At 72.2% G+C, this 17578-nt stretch carries 15 protein-coding genes, 1 rRNA gene and 1 riboswitch; of the genes, 4 read left to right on the top strand and 12 right to left on the bottom strand.

What is annotated here, in order from left to right:
• The 8 genes from F9B16_RS39415 to F9B16_RS39380 all read right to left on the bottom strand — a co-directional run.
• Positions 1–68, bottom strand: a 16S ribosomal RNA gene (locus F9B16_RS39415); the annotation flags it as partial.
• Between the two features lie 822 nt (positions 69–890).
• Entirely contained in the window at positions 891–1481 is a 591-nt protein-coding gene (locus F9B16_RS39410) for a phospholipid scramblase-related protein (protein ID WP_151545342.1), read from the bottom strand.
• A gap of 405 nt (positions 1482–1886) precedes the next feature.
• On the bottom strand, positions 1887–3515 hold the full coding sequence (gene groL / locus F9B16_RS39405) for a chaperonin GroEL (protein WP_151545341.1): 1629 nt from the start codon (positions 3513–3515) through the stop codon (positions 1887–1889).
• 372 nt (positions 3516–3887) lie between these two features.
• Positions 3888–4451, bottom strand: coding sequence for a hypothetical protein (locus tag F9B16_RS39400; protein WP_151545340.1), 564 nt, complete (start codon positions 4449–4451; stop codon positions 3888–3890).
• Between the two features lie 107 nt (positions 4452–4558).
• Positions 4559–4759, bottom strand: a complete 201-nt coding sequence (locus tag F9B16_RS39395; protein WP_151545339.1) for a cold-shock protein — start codon at positions 4757–4759, stop codon at positions 4559–4561.
• Positions 4760–4935: 176 nt separating this feature from the next.
• Entirely contained in the window at positions 4936–5214 is a 279-nt protein-coding gene (locus F9B16_RS39390) for a MoaD/ThiS family protein (RefSeq protein ID WP_151545338.1), read from the bottom strand.
• Positions 5215–5234: 20 nt separating this feature from the next.
• Positions 5235–6479 (bottom strand): threonine synthase, encoded by a 1245-nt coding sequence (thrC, locus tag F9B16_RS39385; RefSeq protein ID WP_151545337.1) that lies wholly within the window; start codon positions 6477–6479, stop codon positions 5235–5237.
• 16 nt (positions 6480–6495) lie between these two features.
• Positions 6496–6637, bottom strand: a riboswitch (SAM riboswitch).
• Positions 6638–6846: 209 nt separating this feature from the next.
• Positions 6847–7809 carry a cation diffusion facilitator family transporter gene (locus F9B16_RS39380; protein WP_151545336.1) on the bottom strand — a complete coding sequence of 321 codons (963 nt, stop codon included), beginning with the start codon at positions 7807–7809 and terminating at the stop codon, positions 6847–6849.
• A gap of 133 nt (positions 7810–7942) precedes the next feature.
• Here F9B16_RS39380 and F9B16_RS39375 point away from each other — a divergent pair, with 133 nt between their 5' ends.
• On the top strand, positions 7943–9376 hold the full coding sequence (locus F9B16_RS39375) for an alpha,alpha-trehalose-phosphate synthase (UDP-forming) (protein ID WP_151545335.1): 1434 nt from the start codon (positions 7943–7945) through the stop codon (positions 9374–9376).
• 87 nt (positions 9377–9463) lie between these two features.
• Here F9B16_RS39375 and F9B16_RS39370 read toward each other — a convergent pair whose 3' ends face one another.
• A complete protein-coding gene (locus F9B16_RS39370) occupies positions 9464–10486 on the bottom strand; it encodes a sulfotransferase family protein (RefSeq protein WP_151545334.1) in 1023 nt (340 codons plus the stop codon).
• Between the two features lie 156 nt (positions 10487–10642).
• Positions 10643–11194: an RNA polymerase sigma factor gene (locus tag F9B16_RS39365; RefSeq protein WP_151545333.1), complete on the bottom strand. Its 552-nt coding sequence runs from the start codon at positions 11192–11194 to the stop codon at positions 10643–10645.
• A gap of 125 nt (positions 11195–11319) precedes the next feature.
• On the opposite strand from F9B16_RS39365, the gene F9B16_RS39360 reads away from it, so the two are divergent.
• Entirely contained in the window at positions 11320–13443 is a 2124-nt protein-coding gene (locus F9B16_RS39360; protein WP_449699969.1) for a serine/threonine-protein kinase, read from the top strand.
• Here the strand turns inward: F9B16_RS39360 and F9B16_RS39355 are convergent.
• Positions 13430–14248, bottom strand: a complete 819-nt coding sequence (locus tag F9B16_RS39355; protein ID WP_151545331.1) for a helix-turn-helix domain-containing protein — start codon at positions 14246–14248, stop codon at positions 13430–13432. The two genes, F9B16_RS39360 and F9B16_RS39355, sit on opposite strands and share 14 nt — an antisense overlap.
• Before the next feature lie 87 nt (positions 14249–14335).
• On the opposite strand from F9B16_RS39355, the gene F9B16_RS39350 reads away from it, so the two are divergent.
• Positions 14336–15292, top strand: coding sequence for an LLM class flavin-dependent oxidoreductase (locus F9B16_RS39350; RefSeq protein ID WP_225992349.1), 957 nt, complete (start codon positions 14336–14338; stop codon positions 15290–15292).
• 129 nt (positions 15293–15421) lie between these two features.
• The gene (locus F9B16_RS39345) at positions 15422–16024 is read left to right on the top strand and encodes a PadR family transcriptional regulator (RefSeq protein WP_151545329.1); all 603 of its coding nucleotides are present in this window, start codon (positions 15422–15424) and stop codon (positions 16022–16024) included.
• Positions 16025–16159: 135 nt separating this feature from the next.
• On the opposite strand, the gene F9B16_RS39340 is transcribed toward F9B16_RS39345, so the two are convergent.
• Positions 16160–17149 carry a hypothetical protein gene (locus F9B16_RS39340; RefSeq protein ID WP_151545328.1) on the bottom strand — a complete coding sequence of 330 codons (990 nt, stop codon included), beginning with the start codon at positions 17147–17149 and terminating at the stop codon, positions 16160–16162.
• Positions 17150–17578: the final 429 nt, after the last annotated feature.

Here is a 17578-nt window from a genome sequence, read left to right as displayed (position 1 = left end):
CGCTCGACTTGCATGTGTTAAGCACGCCGCCAGCGTTCGTCCTGAGCCAGGATCAAACTCTCCATCAAGGTCCAAACGACCACCCCAGGGGGCGAACCCCGAAGCAGCCAAACCTCAGAAGAAAATCCCAGCAATGCGATCCAAGAGGATCGCTTGCCTCAAAGAAATCCCCACCACCCCCGAAAAACGGAGATGGCCACGGGGCGACCCGACCGAAAACCGGCCGAGTCGATAAAGGCACTGGCTTTTAACACGCTGTTGAGTTCTCAAGAAACGGACACCCACCGTGTGAGATCCGCTTTCGCGTTTCCCGCCCCGGGGCGACTGTTCTTACTTTATCAGATCCGCTCGGAGTGTCAATTTCCGGGCTTTTCCGATTGCCTTTCCGGTCCGCTTGCGCGTCCCTTCCGGGCGGTGTTGCCATTTCATCAGATTCGGCCCGTTTTGCAAAATCGGGCCTTACCGACGCCATCACGGCACGGCTGACACGACGAAGCCGCGTCGGCTGCTGAGTGGTGGTTTCCCCATCGGGCCGGCCGCCTTCCGGCGTCCCGCTCCCCTGTGGGGCGAAGTGAACAGTATGCCCACCGGACGCCGTCGTCAAACCGGCTCGCGGCCTCCGCTGCGGACGGTTCGGACGTCTCCGGCGCGGGCGCCCTCGACCGCGCCGCTCTGACCTTGAGGTTTGTCCCGGAAGGCCCGTCTGGAAAGGGGCATTCCACATCTTCCGTCCGGCCGAAAATTTCTTTGCCGACGTCCTGCGGGATGGCTCGGACGGGCCTGGATCGTCCGCCGACCTCGCAGCGCCCGGCCGCCGGCGATGGGTACCGGCCTGGCCCGGGACGTCCGCCGCCACGTCCCCGCACGCGGGAGCGGGGCGGGGGCAGCGGTCAGGTGATGTCCTTCGACTCGTGCAGGTTCAGGTCCATGACGATCGCCGTCAGCACCGCCATGGTGCGCAGCGGCTCCCGGACCGGGTCGAAGATCTCGACGTCGTACTTGTCCGCCGTGGTCAGCAGGTGGGTGGCGAGACCCGCCCATTTCTTGCGGACGTGCGCGACCTTGCCGCCGTCGGTGTCCATCACCTCGAAGTTGTTGCGCGGCAGGTCCACCGCGACCGTGCCGAGCCTTTTGCCCTCCGCGTCCCGGAGGACGTACCGGCGGCCGACGCGCTCGGTGACGAACGAGCCGAAGAGCTCGCCCTTGGAGTCGTGTACCTCCGTCAGCTCCCGTCCCCGCCGCTTGTCCACCACGTAGAGCGGTTCGCCGCCGGGCGTGGTGAGCAGCACCACGTGGGCGTCGAGATTGGACTTGCCGGGGAAGAGCGTCCGCAGCGTCTCCGCGCGTCCCTTCTCGCCCGTCTCGCCGGCGACGGCCAGGACGGTGCCGTCGCCGTCGAGGACCCGGTACCTCGACTTGGCGAACGGGCCTCTGCGCGGCTGTTCCACCTTGAGCACCGGGGAGCTGAACACTTCGCTCACGCGTTCTCCTGCCTCATCGGCCGCTCACGCGGGCCGTCCGCCGAGTCCGTCGGCCGGCGCGCGCGGGACGCGCCGTCCAAGCGGCGATCCTGCCAACACCGGCCGCCGAGGGGAAGCCGTTCCGGACCGGCCGGACGGGCGGGCATCGCCACCGTCGCCGCTCACCTGCACGCCCGTCCTCCGATCGGCTCCGCGCGGAAAGCATCTCCTGGCGATCGGGAGACCGCGCCCCCGCTGTTCGAACGGCCGCGCCGGCGCGCGCGTTCCCGGACGGGCCGCGTCCACGCGCACTCCCCCGGGCACGCCAAAGGGGCGGTTCCCGAAGGAACCGCCCCTCGCGTCACCACACGATCGGAGACCGCCGTCACGGCCGGCCGGACCCGATCGTCCGGGTCATGGGCTCGATCAGAAGTCCATGCCGCCGGCGTCGGGCATGCCGCCCGCCGGGGCCGGGTTCTTCTCGGGCTTCTCGGCGATGACGGCCTCGGTGGTCAGGAACAGCGCGGCGATCGACGAGGCGTTCTGCAGCGCGGACCGGGTCACCTTGGCCGGGTCGAGGATGCCCGACTCGAACATGTTGACGTACTCGCCGCTCGCGGCGTTCAGGCCCTCACCCGGGGTCAGGTTGCGGACCCGCTCCACCACGACGCCGCCCTCGAGGCCGGCGTTCACGGCGATCTGCTTCAGCGGCTCCTCCAGAGCGCGCTTGACGATGTTGGCACCGGTGGCCTCGTCGCCCGCGAGCTCCAGCTTGTCGAACGCCTTGGTGCCGGCCTGCAGCAGCGCGACGCCACCGCCGGGGACGATGCCCTCCTCGACCGCGGCCTTCGCGTTGCGGACGGCGTCCTCGATGCGGTGCTTGCGCTCCTTGAGCTCGACCTCCGTCGCGGCGCCGGCCTTGATGACCGCGACACCGCCCGCGAGCTTGGCCAGGCGCTCCTGGAGCTTCTCGCGGTCGTAGTCGGAGTCGGTGTTGTCGATCTCGGTGCGGATCTGGTTGACCCGGCCCGCGATCTCGTTGGCGTCACCGGCGCCGTCCACGATGGTGGTCTCGTCCTTGGTGATGACGACCTTGCGGGCGCGGCCCAGCATGTCGGTCGTGGTGTTCTCCAGCTTGAGACCCACGTCCTCGCTGATGACCTGGCCGCCGGTCAGCGTGGCGATGTCACCGAGCATGGCCTTGCGGCGGTCGCCGAAGCCCGGGGCCTTCACGGCCACGGACTTGAAGATGCCGCGGATCTTGTTGACGACCAGGGTCGCCAGGGCCTCGCCCTCGACGTCCTCCGCGATGATCAGCAGCGGCTTGCCGGACTGCATGACGCCCTCGAGGACGGGCAGCAGGTCCTTGTTGGCCGACGCCTTGCCCTGAACGATCAGGATGTACGGGTCCTCGAGGACCGCCTCCATCCGCTCGGGGTCGGTCACGAAGTAGTGCGAGATGTAGCCCTTGTCGAAGCGCATGCCCTCGGTCAGCTCGAGCTCCAGACCGAAGGTCTGGCTCTCCTCGACCGTGATGACGCCTTCCTTGCCGACCTTGTCCATCGCCTCGGCGATCATCTCGCCGATCTGCGGGTCGCCCGCGGAGATGGACGCCGTGGAGGCGATCTGCTCCTTGGTCTCCACGTCCTTGGCCAGCTTGGACAGCTCCTCGCTGACCCGCTCGACCGCGGCCTCGATGCCGCGCTTCAGCGACATCGGGTTGGCGCCGGCGGCCACGTTGCGCAGGCCCTCGCGGACCAGCGCCTGGGCCAGGACGGTCGCCGTCGTCGTGCCGTCACCGGCTACGTCGTCGGTCTTCTTCGCCACTTCCTTGACGAGCTCGGCGCCGATCTTCTCCCAGGCGTCCTCGAGCTCGATCTCCTTGGCGATCGACACACCGTCGTTGGTGATCGTGGGGGCGCCCCACTTCTTCTCCAGCACGACGTTGCGGCCCTTGGGACCGAGGGTCACCTTCACGGCGTCGGCGAGCTGGTTCATGCCGCGCTCGAGGCCGCGCCGGGCCTCCTCGTCGAACGCGATCATCTTTGCAGCCATAGGCTCCTAGTCCTCCCGGAACAAGGTGGCTTAAAGGATCGAGCCGACGCCCGCGACGGACGGCCCCGCGCCCGGCGGCTGCCATTCCGCCACCGGACTGGGGCCTCGTCGCCCCGACCCAGACTGTGAAGCTGTCACTCTCCACAGTAGAGTGCCAACCGTTTTTTAGCACTCTACCCTGCCGAGTGCAAGCGCCGCACAGCCTCGCCGCACTCGTCTGCGCCGGAACGGCCGGAGCGGCTCTGACCTGCGGCGCGATACTCGGGCGATCTGCCGGACATGTGGTGTTGCGCCGTGCTGCGCCGGTCCGTGCCCCACTGTTCACGAAAAGCTCGGCCTTGAGTGGAGCGCGTTGTCGAGGGGAGGGTGCCGTCACTTCCGTCGGAGGTAGAGCAGACCGTTGAGGACGGCGAAGGCCAGCAGGGCGATCATGAGCATGGTCCAGGGGTAGTCCGGCAGCAGGATCGGCTTCAGGAGCACGACGCACAGGAGCCCGGCCAGGAGGAGGACCCAGCGCAAGGCGAATTGGCCTCTCGCCGAGCCGGTCGGGGCGGCGCGCCAGCGAGCGGCGCGGATCTCCCGGAAGGCGTTGCGGGGGGCGGGCGAGACCGGGAAGCCCGCGGCCTGCAGCGCGGGAAGGATGGCGGAGGCCTCGGAGGTCCAGAAGACCAGTACCCGGCCGTCGCGCGTTTCGAGGCCGATCCCTTTGCTGAGCAGCGAGGCCGAGCAGGGAAAGGCGGCCACCATGTCGGCCGGGGTCAGGTGGAACCGATGGCGAACGGCGGTCAGGACGATTCCGGAATGGCTCAGCCTCAGCGAGGCGAATGGCCAGGTGGCGTTCAACCGCCCGAACGCCATGGACGGGACGTTGGCCCCGCCGCGCCAGGTCGTGGACGGAACATCGGGTCCGCCCTGCCACGTCATCGACTGTTCCATGAGCCTCGCCCCTGCGTCATGGATCACTGGGGCGGGACAGCGGTCCGGGTACCGAAAGCCGGACCTTGATCGTATCCCCGTGCCCCCGGCACGAACAGGCGGGCGGGTCAGAGCGGGCGGACGGCGTCGGCCTGGGGGCCGCGGTCGCTCTGGGTGATCTCGAACTCGACGCGCTGGCCCTGCTCGAGCGTGCGATAGCCGTCCATCTGGATCGCCGAATGGTGGACGAAGACGTCACGGCCCCCGTCGACCGCGATGAAGCCGTACCCCTTGTCGGCGTTGAACCACTTGACCGTGCCCTGCGCCATTCCCAGCCCCGCCGTCCGAGCGTGCCCGGCCCCCGCCCCTGCCACCGCGGGGACCCGGACCAGCCGCGTCGTCACGGCGCTGGGCCGCGGCGGGGTCGACTCGGCATGATCGGAGTCGACCCTACCCGGCGGGTACGGCGGTGCCCCGGAGGCGGGGGCGGGATGGCCGGTGGCGGTCAGCCGCCGGCGACGGCGGGGATGATCGAGATCTGGGTGCCCGCGGGGGTCGCGGTGTCCAGGCCCTCGGCGAACCGGACGTCCTCGTCGCCGACGTAGACGTTGACGAACCGGCGGATCTTGCCGGCGTCGTCGAGGATGCGGGCCGCGATGCCGGTGTAGCTCGCCTCCAGGTCGGCGACCACGGCGCGCAGGGTGTCGCCCTCGGCCTTCACTTCGGCCTCGCCGCCGGTGTAGGTCCGCAGGATCGTCGGGATGCGGACGGACACGCTGCTCATCTGCTGGCTCCTTCTCGTTCTCAGGCGAGGCCGGCGGCGCGGAACGCCTCCAGCGTCGGCGCGATGTTCGCACTGGGCTTGGCGACGGGCGCGACGGCGTCGAGGGTCTTCAGCCCGTCACCGGAGTTGATGATCACGGTCTCGGCGGACGGGTCGAGGGTGCCCGCCTCGACGAGCTTGCGCAGGCAGCCGACGGTGACGCCGCCGGCGGTCTCGCCGAAGACGCCCTCGGTGCGGGCGAGCAGCCGGATGCCGTCGACGACCTGCTCGTCGGTGACGTCCTCGACGGCGCCGCCGGTGCGGCGCGTCACGTCGAGGACGTAGGGGCCGTCGGCGGGGTTGCCGATCGCCAGGGACTTGGCGATGGTGTCGGGCTTGACCGGCCGGACGACGTCGTGGCCCGCCTTGAACGCGGCGGAGACGGGGTCGCAGCCGGCGGCCTGGGCGCCGAACACGCGGTACGGCTTGTCCTCGACCAGGCCGAGCTTGATCAGCTCCTGGAACGCCTTGTCGATCTTGGTGAGCTGGGAGCCGGACGCGACCGGCACCACGATCTGGTCGGGCAGCCGCCAGCCGAGCTGCTCGGCGATCTCGTAGCCGAGCGTCTTGGAGCCCTCGGCGTAGTACGGGCGGACGTTAACGTTGACGAACGCCCAGTCCTCCTGCTCACCGGCGATCTCGGACGCGAGCCGGTTCACGTCGTCGTAGTTGCCGTCGACGGTGACGAACGTCCCGCCGTACACCGCCGTCGTGATGATCTTCTGGGACTCGAGGTTCGACGGGACGAACACCGCGCTGCGGATCCCGGCGCGGGCAGCCGCGGCGGCGACCGCGTTGGCGAGGTTGCCGGTGGACGGGCAGGCCAGCACCTTGAAGCCGAGTTCGCGGGCGGCGGCGAGCGCGACCGCGACGACGCGGTCCTTGAACGAGTGGGTCGGGTTGCCGCTGTCGTCCTTCACCCACAGCCGCTGCAGGCCGAGGCTCTCGGCGAGGTTGTCGGCGCGGACGAGCCGGGTCAGGCCGGGCTCGGTGTTGGGGGTGTCGGCGACGGTCGACGGGACGGGCAGCAGCCCGCGGTAGCGCCAGATGTTGCGCGGACCGGACTCGATGTCGGCCCGGGTGATCCCGCCGAAGTCGTAGGCGATCTCCAGCGGGCCGAAACACTCCTCGCACGCGTAGAAGGGGCCGAGATCACGCTTCGAGCCGCATTCGCGGCAGACGAGGGCGGTAGCGGGTCCGAGGTCCGTGGCAGGCGTAAGTGCCATGAGGGCGAGGCCTTTCTCCCCATCTTCCCTGCGCCACCTTGGTCGCAGGCCGGAGTTGGCACCATCTCCCGGCCGGCCTCGCAGGATCGCGAGCGCGCCATAGCCGGGTGGTTGCCGGGGCTTCGCAGGGCCGGTCCCTCCACCCCTCTGGATGAGCGGTATTCAGTTGTCAGGGGGCTGAGCTGGAAGACCGGCCCGTCGGCCACTGCGCTTCCTGCACCCCTCTGGATGAGCGGTATTCAGTTATGAAGCCAGAAGCGCTCGTAGAGAACGAGCGCTTTGAGCTCGTATGCGAACTTTACATGACGTGACCGGATGGCAGACAGGTGGGTCCGCCCTGTGAGACGTTACCCGGCCGTGGTCTTGATCACGCGGGCTCGTCGGCGGCGTCCCGGGCGGGGGCGTCCCGGGCGGGGGCGCGCTGGGTGGGGTCGAGGAAGACGTGCCGGACGATCGGGACGCGCTCCTTGAGCCTCCGGTCGATCTCGCCGGCGACGTCCTCGGCCTGGTCGGCGCTGATGGCGTCGGAGAAGTTGACCCGGGCGGCGACGAGCAGCTCGTCCGGGCCGAAGTGCATGGTGAGCAGCTCGTCGACGCCGGTGACGCCGGGCGCCGCGGCGATCTCGGCGCGGATCTCGCGCTGCGCGGCGGGGTCGGCGGCCTGGCCGATGATCAGGCCCATGCTGTCGCGGCCGAGCACGAACGCGACGACGACGAGCAGCAGCCCGATCAGCACGGACGCGAGGCCGTCCCAGAACTGCGAGCCGGTGAGCTGCCGCAGCACGAGCCCGGCGGCGGCGAACGCGAGGCCGATCATGGCGGCGGTGTCCTCGAACAGCGCGGCCTTGAAGGTGACGTCGGGCGACCGGCGGACGTGGTCGACGATGTCGCGGCCGTTCTCGCGGGTCTCGCGGCGCGCCTGCGTGAACGCGCGGACCCAGGACGTGCCCTCCAGCACCGCGCCGAGGGCGAGGACGCCGTAGGCGAGCCACACGTCGCCTTCGGAGCCGCCGTGCCCGGTCATCGTGAGGATGCCCTCGAAGATGGAGAAGCCGCCGCCGGCGACGAAGATGCCGAACGCGGCGAGCAGCGACCAGAAGTAGCGCTCGTTGCCGTACCCGAAGGGGTGGCGCCGGTCGGGCGGGCGGGCGCTGCGGCGCAGCGAGGTGAACAGGAAGCCCTGGTTGAGGGTGTCGGCGACGGAGTGGGCGCCCTCGGCGAGCATCGCGCTCGATCCGGCGAGCATCCCGGCGATCAGTTTCGCGATGGCGAGGATGAGGTTCGCCGCCCCGGCGACGAGGACGGTCTTGGTCGTCTCGGCCCGGCTCATTCCGTCCGGGTACCCGTCGCGAATCCCCCTAACCACGGCGCTTTCGGTACGGATGCCTACCCGCCGGGCGGTGCCGAAGTATTCCCCCTGGGCCACTTTGAAGCACCCCCGTCACAACTGAGACCCTTCCCGTATGAGCCAAGTGGTGGTGGCGTCGAACCGCGGGCCCGTGTCGTTCTCGCTGTCCGACGACGGCGCGCTGGAGATGCGGCGGGGAGGCGGCGGCCTCGTGTCGGGCCTCGCCGGCGTGGCGTCCGGGCAGGACGTGCTGTGGGTGTGCGCGAGCCTCGGGGAGGCGGACCGGACGGCGGCGCGGCGCGCCCCGGACGGGCGGATCGACCTCGCCGGGCACGACACCGGCGGCGCGGCGGTCCGGATGCTGGACATCCCGGCGGCGACGTTCCACCGGGCGTACAACGCGGTCGCGAACTCGACGCTGTGGTTCGTCCACCATCTGCTGTACGACACCCCGCGCAGCCCGCATTTCGATGCGCGCGCGCGGCGCGACTGGCAGTCGTACGAGGCGTACAACGCGGCGTTCGCCGACGCGCTGGCGCGGGACGCGGCGCCGGGCGCGAAGGCGGCGATCCAGGACTACCACCTGTCGCTGGCGCCGCGGATGCTGCGGGACCGGCGTCCCGACCTCAGGATCGTGCATTTCTCGCACACGCCGTGGGCGCCGCCGGAGTACTTCCGGCTGCTCCCGGACGACATCGGTGCGCAGGTCCTCTTGGGCATCCTCGGCGCGGACCATGCGGGGTTCCTCACCGAGCGCTGGGCTTCGGCGTTCCTCGACTGCTGCGAAGTGGTGCTCGGCGCGCGCGTCGACCGCGCGGCACGCACCGTCACGTGCGGTGGGCGAACGACGCGTGTGGGCGTCCACGCCCTCGGCGTCGACGGGACGGCGCTGCGGGAACGCGCCGCACAGCAGGACGTGGCGGAGCGGGCGCGCGCGCTGCGCGAGCAAGTGGCCGACCGGCAGCTCATCGTCCGCATCGACCGGACGGAGCTGTCGAAGAACATCGTGCGGGGGCTCGCCGCGTACCGGGAGATGCTCGCCAACCATCCGGAGTGGCACGGGCGCGTGGTCCACCTCGCGTTCGCGTACCCGTCGCGCTACGACCTGCCGGAGTACCGGGAGTACACGGCGGCGGTGCAGCGGATGGCCAAGCAGATCGCCGAGGAGTTCGGCACGGCGACGTGGGAGCCGCTGATCCTGCAGGTCAACGACGACTATCCGCGGTCGCTCGCCGCGTACGGGCTCGCGGACGTGCTGCTGGTGAACCCGATCCGGGACGGGATGAACCTCGTCGCGAAGGAGGGGCCCGTCCTGTCCGAGCGGGGCTGCGCGCTGGTGCTGTCGCGCGAGGCGGGCGCCGCGGCGGAACTGTCGGACGACGCGCTCGTGGTGAACCCGTACGACGTGTCGCAGACCGCGGAGGCGCTGCACCAGGGACTGCTGATGCCCCGCGACCAGCGGGCCGAGCGCTGCGCGCGGCTCGTGTCCGCCGCGACGGCGCTCCCGCCCCAGCGCTGGTTCGCCGACCAGCTCGCAGCCCTCGACTAGCGCTCCCGCTCAGCCTCTCGCCCAGCGCCCAGCGCCCCGCGCCCCGCGCCAGCGCCTTGCCGGAGCGCCCCGGATGCAGCGACTCGCCTAGCGTGCCACCGGGTCGTCGATGGGCGCGAGGCGGCAGTCGACGGGGCTCGGCTCGTGCCGGCGCTGCCAGCGTTCGCGGAGGTCGGCCTTGCTGTGCGCCATCCGGCGGTGCGCGGCGGTCCGGGCGAAGCGGGCGAGCCGGGCGGCGGGGGGCTTGGGCAGGCCGCTGGGCTCGTACCCGTACTCGGCGAGCCGGTCGCCGAACGCGGCCTCGGCGAGGCTGATCTCCCAGGCGTCCAGCCGCTGCGCCCACGACCCGATGCGGGTGGACGTGACGGCGTCGCGGGTGAGGCCGTGCCACGTCTTCTGCGGCGGGACGATGCGCTGCGCGAGGGACTGCGGCGCCGTCATCGCCGGGTGGTAGTCCTCGCCGAGGAACTCGCACAGCCGGGACAGCTCGTCGCCGGGGTCGGCGACGAGCCGCTCGTACTGCAGCTCGTAGAAGGCGTCCGGGCCGAGGCGGGCGGCGAGCCGGCGGCCGGTGTCGATCGCCTCGCGCCAGACGGAGATGGCGTGGTTGAGGTCCTGGCCGTACCAGGGCATCTCCTTGAGGGACGCGACGCAGTCCCGGCCGTCGCGGACGAGGTGGACGAACTGCGCGTCCGGGAACATCCGCAGCAGCGCGCCGGCGTGCCGGATGTAGCTCGGCCGCTTGTCGCCCCACCGCGCCTTGCCGTGCAGCCGGGCGTACGCCCGGAACACGACGGCGATCGCGGACCCGAGGGTCGGCGGCCCCGCGACGATCTCCTCGGCGACCGCGCGGGCGTCCAGGCCGAGGTCGCCGAACCGGGTCGCCGGCCGGGCGGTCAGCCAGTCGGCGAGGGCGCGCCTGTTCCGGCTGTCCGTGAGGTCACCGAACTGTGCCCGCGCCGCATAGGCGGGGAGCACGAACCGCGTCTCGGTCGGGAGCGCGATGCGGGGATGCGAGTGCAGCATGAGCCGCAGCAGCGTCGTCCCGGAGCGCGGGCAGCCGAACACGAAGATCGGGCGTTCGGACGGGGACTCGAGGCCGGATGACATGCACCGCATGGTGGCGGAGCGGGGGCCGCGGGACCCGGCGACTGAACGCACGGTTGCCGCCCGATTACCGATGCTTGACGGCGCCGACCTGCGGAAGCCCAGGCGACCGGGCGGTCAGGCGGGAGCCCGGGCGGGCCGGGGCAAGCGCGGCGGCGGTCAGGTGTAGGACTCGCCGAGCGTCTGCCGCACCTGCTTGCGGGCCTCGTGGATGCGCGACTTCACCGTGCCGAGCGGCAGCTTCAGCTGCTCGGCGATCTCCGCGTACTCCAGCTGCGAGACGTCCCGGAGCACGAGCGCCTGGATGAGGTCTGGCTTGCGGGCCTCCAGGTCCTCCATGGCGTCCAGGATGTCGACGCGGGAGCCCGCGATGACGCTGGTGCGGCGCGGGTCGGGGCGCTGCTGCGGCAGCTCGCCGGCCTGCTCGACCGACCGGCGCTTCAGCGACCGGTAGGTGGAGCGGGCCGAGTTCGCGACCACCACGTGCAGCCACGTGCTGAACCGCGACCGCCCCTCGAACCGGTGGATATTCCGCGCGACCTGCAGCAACGCGTCCTGGCAGGCCTCCTCGGCGTCCTGCCGGCAGGGCAGGAACCGGGCGGCGTGCCGCAGCACGTCCGGTTCGATCTTGCGCAGCAGCTCGTTGAGGGCAGCCTGATCACCCTGGGCGGCCTTGACTGCCAGCTCTTCGGTCCGCTCATCGAATGCCATGCCGCGCCTCAATGCTCGTTCGCACACTCACCCCGTTTGTTGGGCATGATACGGGAGTGTCCTTCCCACCTACTGTCGGCCGTTACCGAATCGATCGCGTCCTCGGATCCGGGGCGTTCGCCTCTGTGTGGCTCGGGCACGACGACGCGCTGGCCTCCCAGGTCGCCATAAAAGTCCTGTCCGGGAGCCTCCTGGACGACCTCGACGTGCGCAATCGCTTCCTCGAGGAGGCGCGCATCCTGCGCCGCGCCGACTCCGAGCGGCTGGTGCGCGTGCACGACATCGGGGAGCTGCCGGACGGACGACCCTACTTCGTGATGTCGTACGCCGACCGCGGAACGCTCGCGGACCGGATGCGCGAACGGCCACTTCCGGTCACCGAGGCGGTCGCGATGGCCGAGGAGATCGCCTACGGCGTCGAGGTGATCAACACGCTGGGCGTGATCCACCGCGACCTGAAGCCGTCGAACGTGCTGTTCCAGTCGACGCCGGACGGCGGCGAGAAGCTGCTGATCGCCGACCTCGGGCTGGCGAAGGCGCTGGCGCACGCGTCGGGGGCGTTCACGCTGCCGGTCGGCACCCCGGGCTACATGTCGCCGGAGCAGGCGCGGTTCGGCGGCGGCCTCGACGTGCGGGCCGACGTGTACGGGCTGGGCGCGCTGACCTACCACATGCTGACCGGGCGGGCCCCGGGCCCGGCGCCGGTGAAGTCGCCGCCGAGCGAGCTGCGCGAGGGGCTGTCGCCGGCGTTCGACCAGGTCGTGCTGCGGGCGCTGGAGGTGGAGCGGGAGAAGCGGTGGCCGACGGCGGAGGCGTTCGCCGAGGCGCTGTCGACGCTGCGGCCGACGACCGCGCCGAGTCCGTCCGCGGCGGGTCCGTCAGGGGCGGGTCCGTCAGGGGCGGGCGCCGCGGGTGCGGCGGCCCCGGCGGCGGCGTCGTACGCGCCGCCCGCGCCGCGCATCGAGCCGGACGCGACCGTCCAGGACTTCTACCACGAGGGCGCGCGGCAGGACCGTCCGCCCGCGCCCGCGCAGCCGCCCGGGCCGGGGCAGACGATGGCCGCGGGCCAGGGGCCGTCCCCGCAGCCGAACGTCCCGCAGGAGCTGCGGACGCGGCTCGACCAGCCGCAGGACGACGACGTCCGCACCTCCGAGATGCAGCTGCCGCCGGGCGCGGGCCCGGTGCCGGTACCGGGCGCCGGCGAGCAGACGATCATGGACGAGCCGGCCGGGCGCAGCGACCCGCACGGGCGCGCCGAGCAGCCGACCTCGCCCGACGACGACCGGACGAGGGCGTTCGGGCCCGCGTCGTACCCGTCGGCGCAGCAGCCGCCACCGCCGGTCCCGGCCGGGCCGCAGGGCGGCGACAACAAGACCGCCGTGTTCCCGACGCAGCCCCCGCCCGGGCAGGGTTCCCCGCAGGGCCCGCCGCAGGGGCCGGCCCAGGGCGCGCCGATGGGGCCGCCGGGGCAGGGGCAGTTCGGCCCGCCGCCCACGGGCTTCCAGCCGCCGCCGGGCCCGGGAGGCCAGGGGCAGAAGCAGGGCAAGGCCGGCGGCCTGCTCGGCAAGCTCAAGGGCGGCGGTGGAGGCGCGGGACGCCCAGCGGGCCCCGGCGGGACGGGAGGCGGCGGCGCGCCCCGCAAGCTCGTCACGCCGCTGATCATCACCGCGGTGGTGCTCGCGCTCGCGCTGGTCGTCGGGCTGACGCTCGGCATGCTGTCCGGCGGCGGGGGCGGCGGCAAGAAGGGCAAGGACAAGACGGCGAAGGTACCGAAGGACTTCGTCGCGGTCGCCGACGCGTCCGGCAAGATCAAGACGGCGGTGCCGAAGACCTGGCCGAAGCAGCAGGAGCAGACCTGGGTGCCGACGACCGTGCACCTGACCGACGCCGGGCCGCGCCCGGTGCTGCGCGCGACGCCGAACCTGCAGCAGTTCCTCGGGAACGGGACGGGGCCGGGCGTGTTCATCGGGCTGACCACCGACGTGCAGCCGGGCCACCTGCCGCCGCCGACCGCGTCCGTGCACCCGCAGTGCACCAAGGGCGCGCCGCAGAACTACACCAGCCCGGACGGGGCGCTGACCGGGACGATCACGCGGTTCACCGCCTGCAAGAGCGGGACGCCGTCGGTCACCGAGGTCGGCCTCAAGGACAAGGCGGGCAAGTTCGGGCTGTGGATCCGGGTCAAGGAGACCGACAACCGCAACGCGACCACGGACATCCTGGACAACCTGAAGATCACCGGCCCCTGACCGCGAAAGGCCCGGTGGCGAGCGGACCGTCGCCGGGCCGACGGGCGGCGCGCTTCGCCAGGATCGCGGCGGACGCCTCGTCCACCGGGAGGAACGCCTCCAGCCGCAGCTCTGCGACGGTGACGTCGGTGGCGGTCGCGAACGTGGTCATCGTCGTCATGAGCCGCAGCTCGCCGTCCGGGGTCCGCAGCTCCAGCGGGACGGCGAAGCCGAGCGCGCCGGGCGGGCCGGTGCGCGGCCCGACGTACCCGGTCAGTTCGGCGTGCAGGGCGGCGAGGCGGTCGTCGGGGTCGCGGTCGACGGCGTTGCGCAGGCCGTCCAGGACGTGCCGCGCCCAGTCCGCGAAGTTGGCGACGCGCGGCGCGAGGCCGTCCGGGTGCAGGGCGATCCGGTACGCGTTGACGGGCGGTTCGAGCAGCTCCGGCGCCATGCCCTCGGTGAGCACGCCGAACGCGGCGTTCGCGGTGACGAGGTCGCCGTGCCGGTCGATGACGATCGCCGGATACGGCATGTGCGCGGCGAGGACGTGCTCGATCGCCGTGCGGATGGGGGCGAGGGCGGGATCGTCCAGGGACGTCCGCGGGTAGACGGGCGCGTAGCCGGCGGCGGTGAGCAGGTCGTTGCGGTCGCGCAGCGGGAGCTCGAGCGATTCCGCCAGCCGGACGACCATGGCCCGTCCCGGTTCGGAGCGGCCGCTCTCCAGGAAGCTGACGTGCCGCTGCGTCGTCCCGGCGCGCAAGGCGAGTTCGAGCTGGCTGAGACGGCGGTGGCGGCGGCGCTCGCGTAGCGCCTGAGGGAAGCTCACAGGAGCAGTTGTAGCCGCGGCATCGACGTCCGCGCCATTCCCTGCGGGGAATTGCCGCCGCTCGGCAGGCTTCGCAGGATGCGGCCTATGAACAGCAACGACATCCGTATCGGCGTCCTCATCCCCATTGGCAAGGCCCAGTGGGGCGGGGCGGATCCGCGCGACCTCATCGGTTTCGCCGCGCGCGCCGAACGTCTCGGGTTCGATTCCCTATGGGTCAACGACGGCATCACCGAGTCGCGCATAGAGGCGCTGAGCATGCTGGCCGCCGCCGCGTCCGTGACCGAGCGCGTCACGCTCGGGACGGCGGCGCTTATGCCGGTGCTCCGCCGTCCCGTACAGGTGGCCCAGACGCTCGCGTCCATCGACCTGCTGTCACAGGGGCGCCTAACGGTGACGGTCGGTGCGGGTTTCCCGGGCCGTTTCGGCAAGCCGATGTACGCCGCGTCCCAGGTCCCCTGGGAGAAGCGCTTCGCACGGCTGGACGAGACGGTCGCGCTATGGCGGCAGCTGTGGCACGAGCCGGAGAGCAAGGCGTTCCACGGTGAACTGCTCCACTTCGACGATCTGCCCACCATGACGTCACCGTTCCGCAAGGACGGCCCGCCGATCTGGTTGGCCGGCATCACGCCGACCGCTCTCTCCCGTACCGGACGCATGTACGACGGGTGGCTCCCCTACCCGCCCGATCCCGCCGACTACAAGGCCGCCCTGGCGGACGTCCAGCAAGCCGCGGAAGAGCACGGACGGGCGCCCGATGCCGTGACTCCGGCTCTCTTCGCGTCCGTGCTCATCGAGGACGACCCCGGTGCCCGGCAGCGGACGCTGGAGCGGTTCGCCACGTCCAACTACGGGCTGCCGCTGGACGAGGTGCGGAAGATCCAGGCCGTGGCCGCGGGCGGCGCCGACGAGGTCGCGGCGCGGCTCGCGGAGTACACGGCGGCGGGCGCCCGGCATCTCGTGCTGCGGCTCGGCACGACCGGTCTCGGGGCGATCGACGAGCAGCTCGACAGGGTAGCCGAACTCCTGCCCCGCCTGCGCTGAGGACCGCCGCCGGGCCCGGTGAGGGCCACCGCCGGGCCGGGGTGTTGCATCGCGAGCGATTTCGATATATCGTTAATGCATCGCAACCGATCACGACTGTGTGATCGGATCGACCCTAAGGAGACAGCGATGCATGGACACACGATGAGAAGGCGCGGCCCCGGCGGACCCGAAGGGCGCGCGCGGCGCGGCGATCCGTTCGGCCCTTGGGGCCCCGGCGGGCCGGGATTCGGCCCGGGCGGCCCCGGCTTCGGTCCCGGCCACCACGGCCGCGGGCGCGGCCGGCGCACCCGCCGCGGCAACGTGCGGGCCGCGCTGCTCGCCCTGCTCGCCGAGCGGGCGATGCACGGCTACGAGATGATCCAGGAACTCGACGAGCGCACCGGCGGCGTCTGGCGGCCGAGCCCCGGCTCGGTCTACCCGACCCTGCAGATGCTCGAGGACGAGGGCCTGGTCACCAGCCAGGAGGAGGGCGGCAAGCGGCTGTTCTCCCTCACCGACACCGGCCGCGAGCAGGCGGCGGCGCAGACCACCGCCCCCTGGGACGAGGTCACCGAGGCCGCGGGCGCGAACGTCCTCCGCGAACGGGAGGCGTTCGGCCAGCTCCTCGGCGCCATGAAACAGGTCATGGCAGTCGGCAGCGACGCCCAGAAGGCGCGCGCGCTGGACGTCATCAACGACGCCCGGCGCCGCATCTACGGGATCCTCGCCGATGACCCCGAGGCCGAGTAGCCACCCTCAAGGGTCCGCGCCCGAGGGTGCTCTAACCCCGCGGCCGCGCGCCCCCAGGCAGGCCATCGGCCGACGACGCCGTGGCCGTCCGGACAGCCCGGACGGCCACGGCGTTCACGTGTCTGCGGGCTCCGGCTACTTTCCCCCGCTGGGGAACGGCACCTGCTTGGCGAGCTGGTCGGCCATGTACAGCTGCTTCCACACGTACAGGCCCATGTCCGCCTTCGTCAGGCGCCGCGCGACCGGCACGTCCACCGTCGCGCGGACCAGATAGGACGCGCCCGGCGACATGTACTTGTCGCCGCCGTCCCCGGGGATCAGGTCGCCGCCCGTAAGCCGCCGCACGACCTGGCTCTGCGTCGGCGGCGTGCACATGTCCTCCGGGACGCCCGCCTGCGGCATGCACCGCCCCTGCGCCGCCTTCGTCACGAGCGCGCGCTTGAGGAAGATGTCGCCCGGGAAGTCCAGCAGCACCTTGTGATCGGTCGGGTTCGTCAGCACGTACTCGATGTAGGCGAACGACGTCCCGGACGGCGGCGACGACTGGAAGGTCGTCACCACGCCGTCGTCGCTGACGCCGCCGCCGACCGCCGCGAGCCGGTACTTCGACCCGTCGGCCGTGCCGACCTCGATGGGCGTCCCGGTGCGCGGCAGCTTCCCCTGGCCGCCGGTCGGCCGCTGCTCGGCCGTCGCCGGCGCGGGCCCCTCACCGCCGCCGCCCTTGTCGTCGCCGGAGCGCGGCAGCAGCACGAGCCCCGCCGCGACCGCCGCCGCCAGCACGAGCACACCGCCCGCGATGAGGCCGCCGCGGCGCCCGCCGCGCTTGCGGTTCCGCTCCTGCCGCTCGAGAGCCCGCGACCCGAGCCGCACCTGGACGCCGCTCGTCTCCCGCGAGCCCATCGGGCCGGCGGCGGACGCGTCCTCGGCCGGCTCACCGCGCCTCGGGACGTCGCGCGCCGCGAAGTCGTCCTGCGCCGCCGGAACCCCGGACCAGGCCATGTCGCCCTGCGCGACAGGCTGCCGGCCCGGCCCCTGCGCCCCGCCCCGCGCCTGCGGCACGGCGCCCTGCGGCCCCGTCTGCGAACCCGGAACGGCGTGCTGCGGGCCGGTCTGATGGCGAGGCACGGCGGCTTGCGGCCCGGTGTGCACCCCGGGCACGGCGCCCTGCGGACCGGTCTGCTGACGCGGCACAGCCGCCTGCGGACCGGTCTGCGCACGAGGCACCGCGGCTTGGGGGCCGGTCTGCGCACGAGGCACCGCGGCCTGGGGACCGGTCTGCGCACGAGGCACCGCGGCCTGCGGGCCAGTGTGCGAACCGGGCACAGCGGCCTGGGGACCGGTGTGCGCGCGAGGCACTGCGGCTTGCGGGCCGGTGTGCGCCCCGGGCACCGCAGACTGCGGGCCCGTCTCATGGCGCGGCACGGCGGCCTGGGGACCGGTCTGTGCGCGCGGCACAGTGGCCTGCGGGCCCGTGTGTGCGCGCGGCTCGGGGACCGGGCCCCACGCGTGCGGCGGCGTGCCGGCACCGGGCGTCCCGCCGGGGCCGGCGTAGGG

The organism is Actinomadura montaniterrae (assembly GCF_008923365.1).
Lineage (GTDB): Bacteria > Actinomycetota > Actinomycetes > Streptosporangiales > Streptosporangiaceae > Spirillospora > Spirillospora montaniterrae.
The sequence above is the reverse complement of the archived record's forward strand: the minus strand, read 5'-3'. Positions and strand labels throughout refer to the sequence as shown.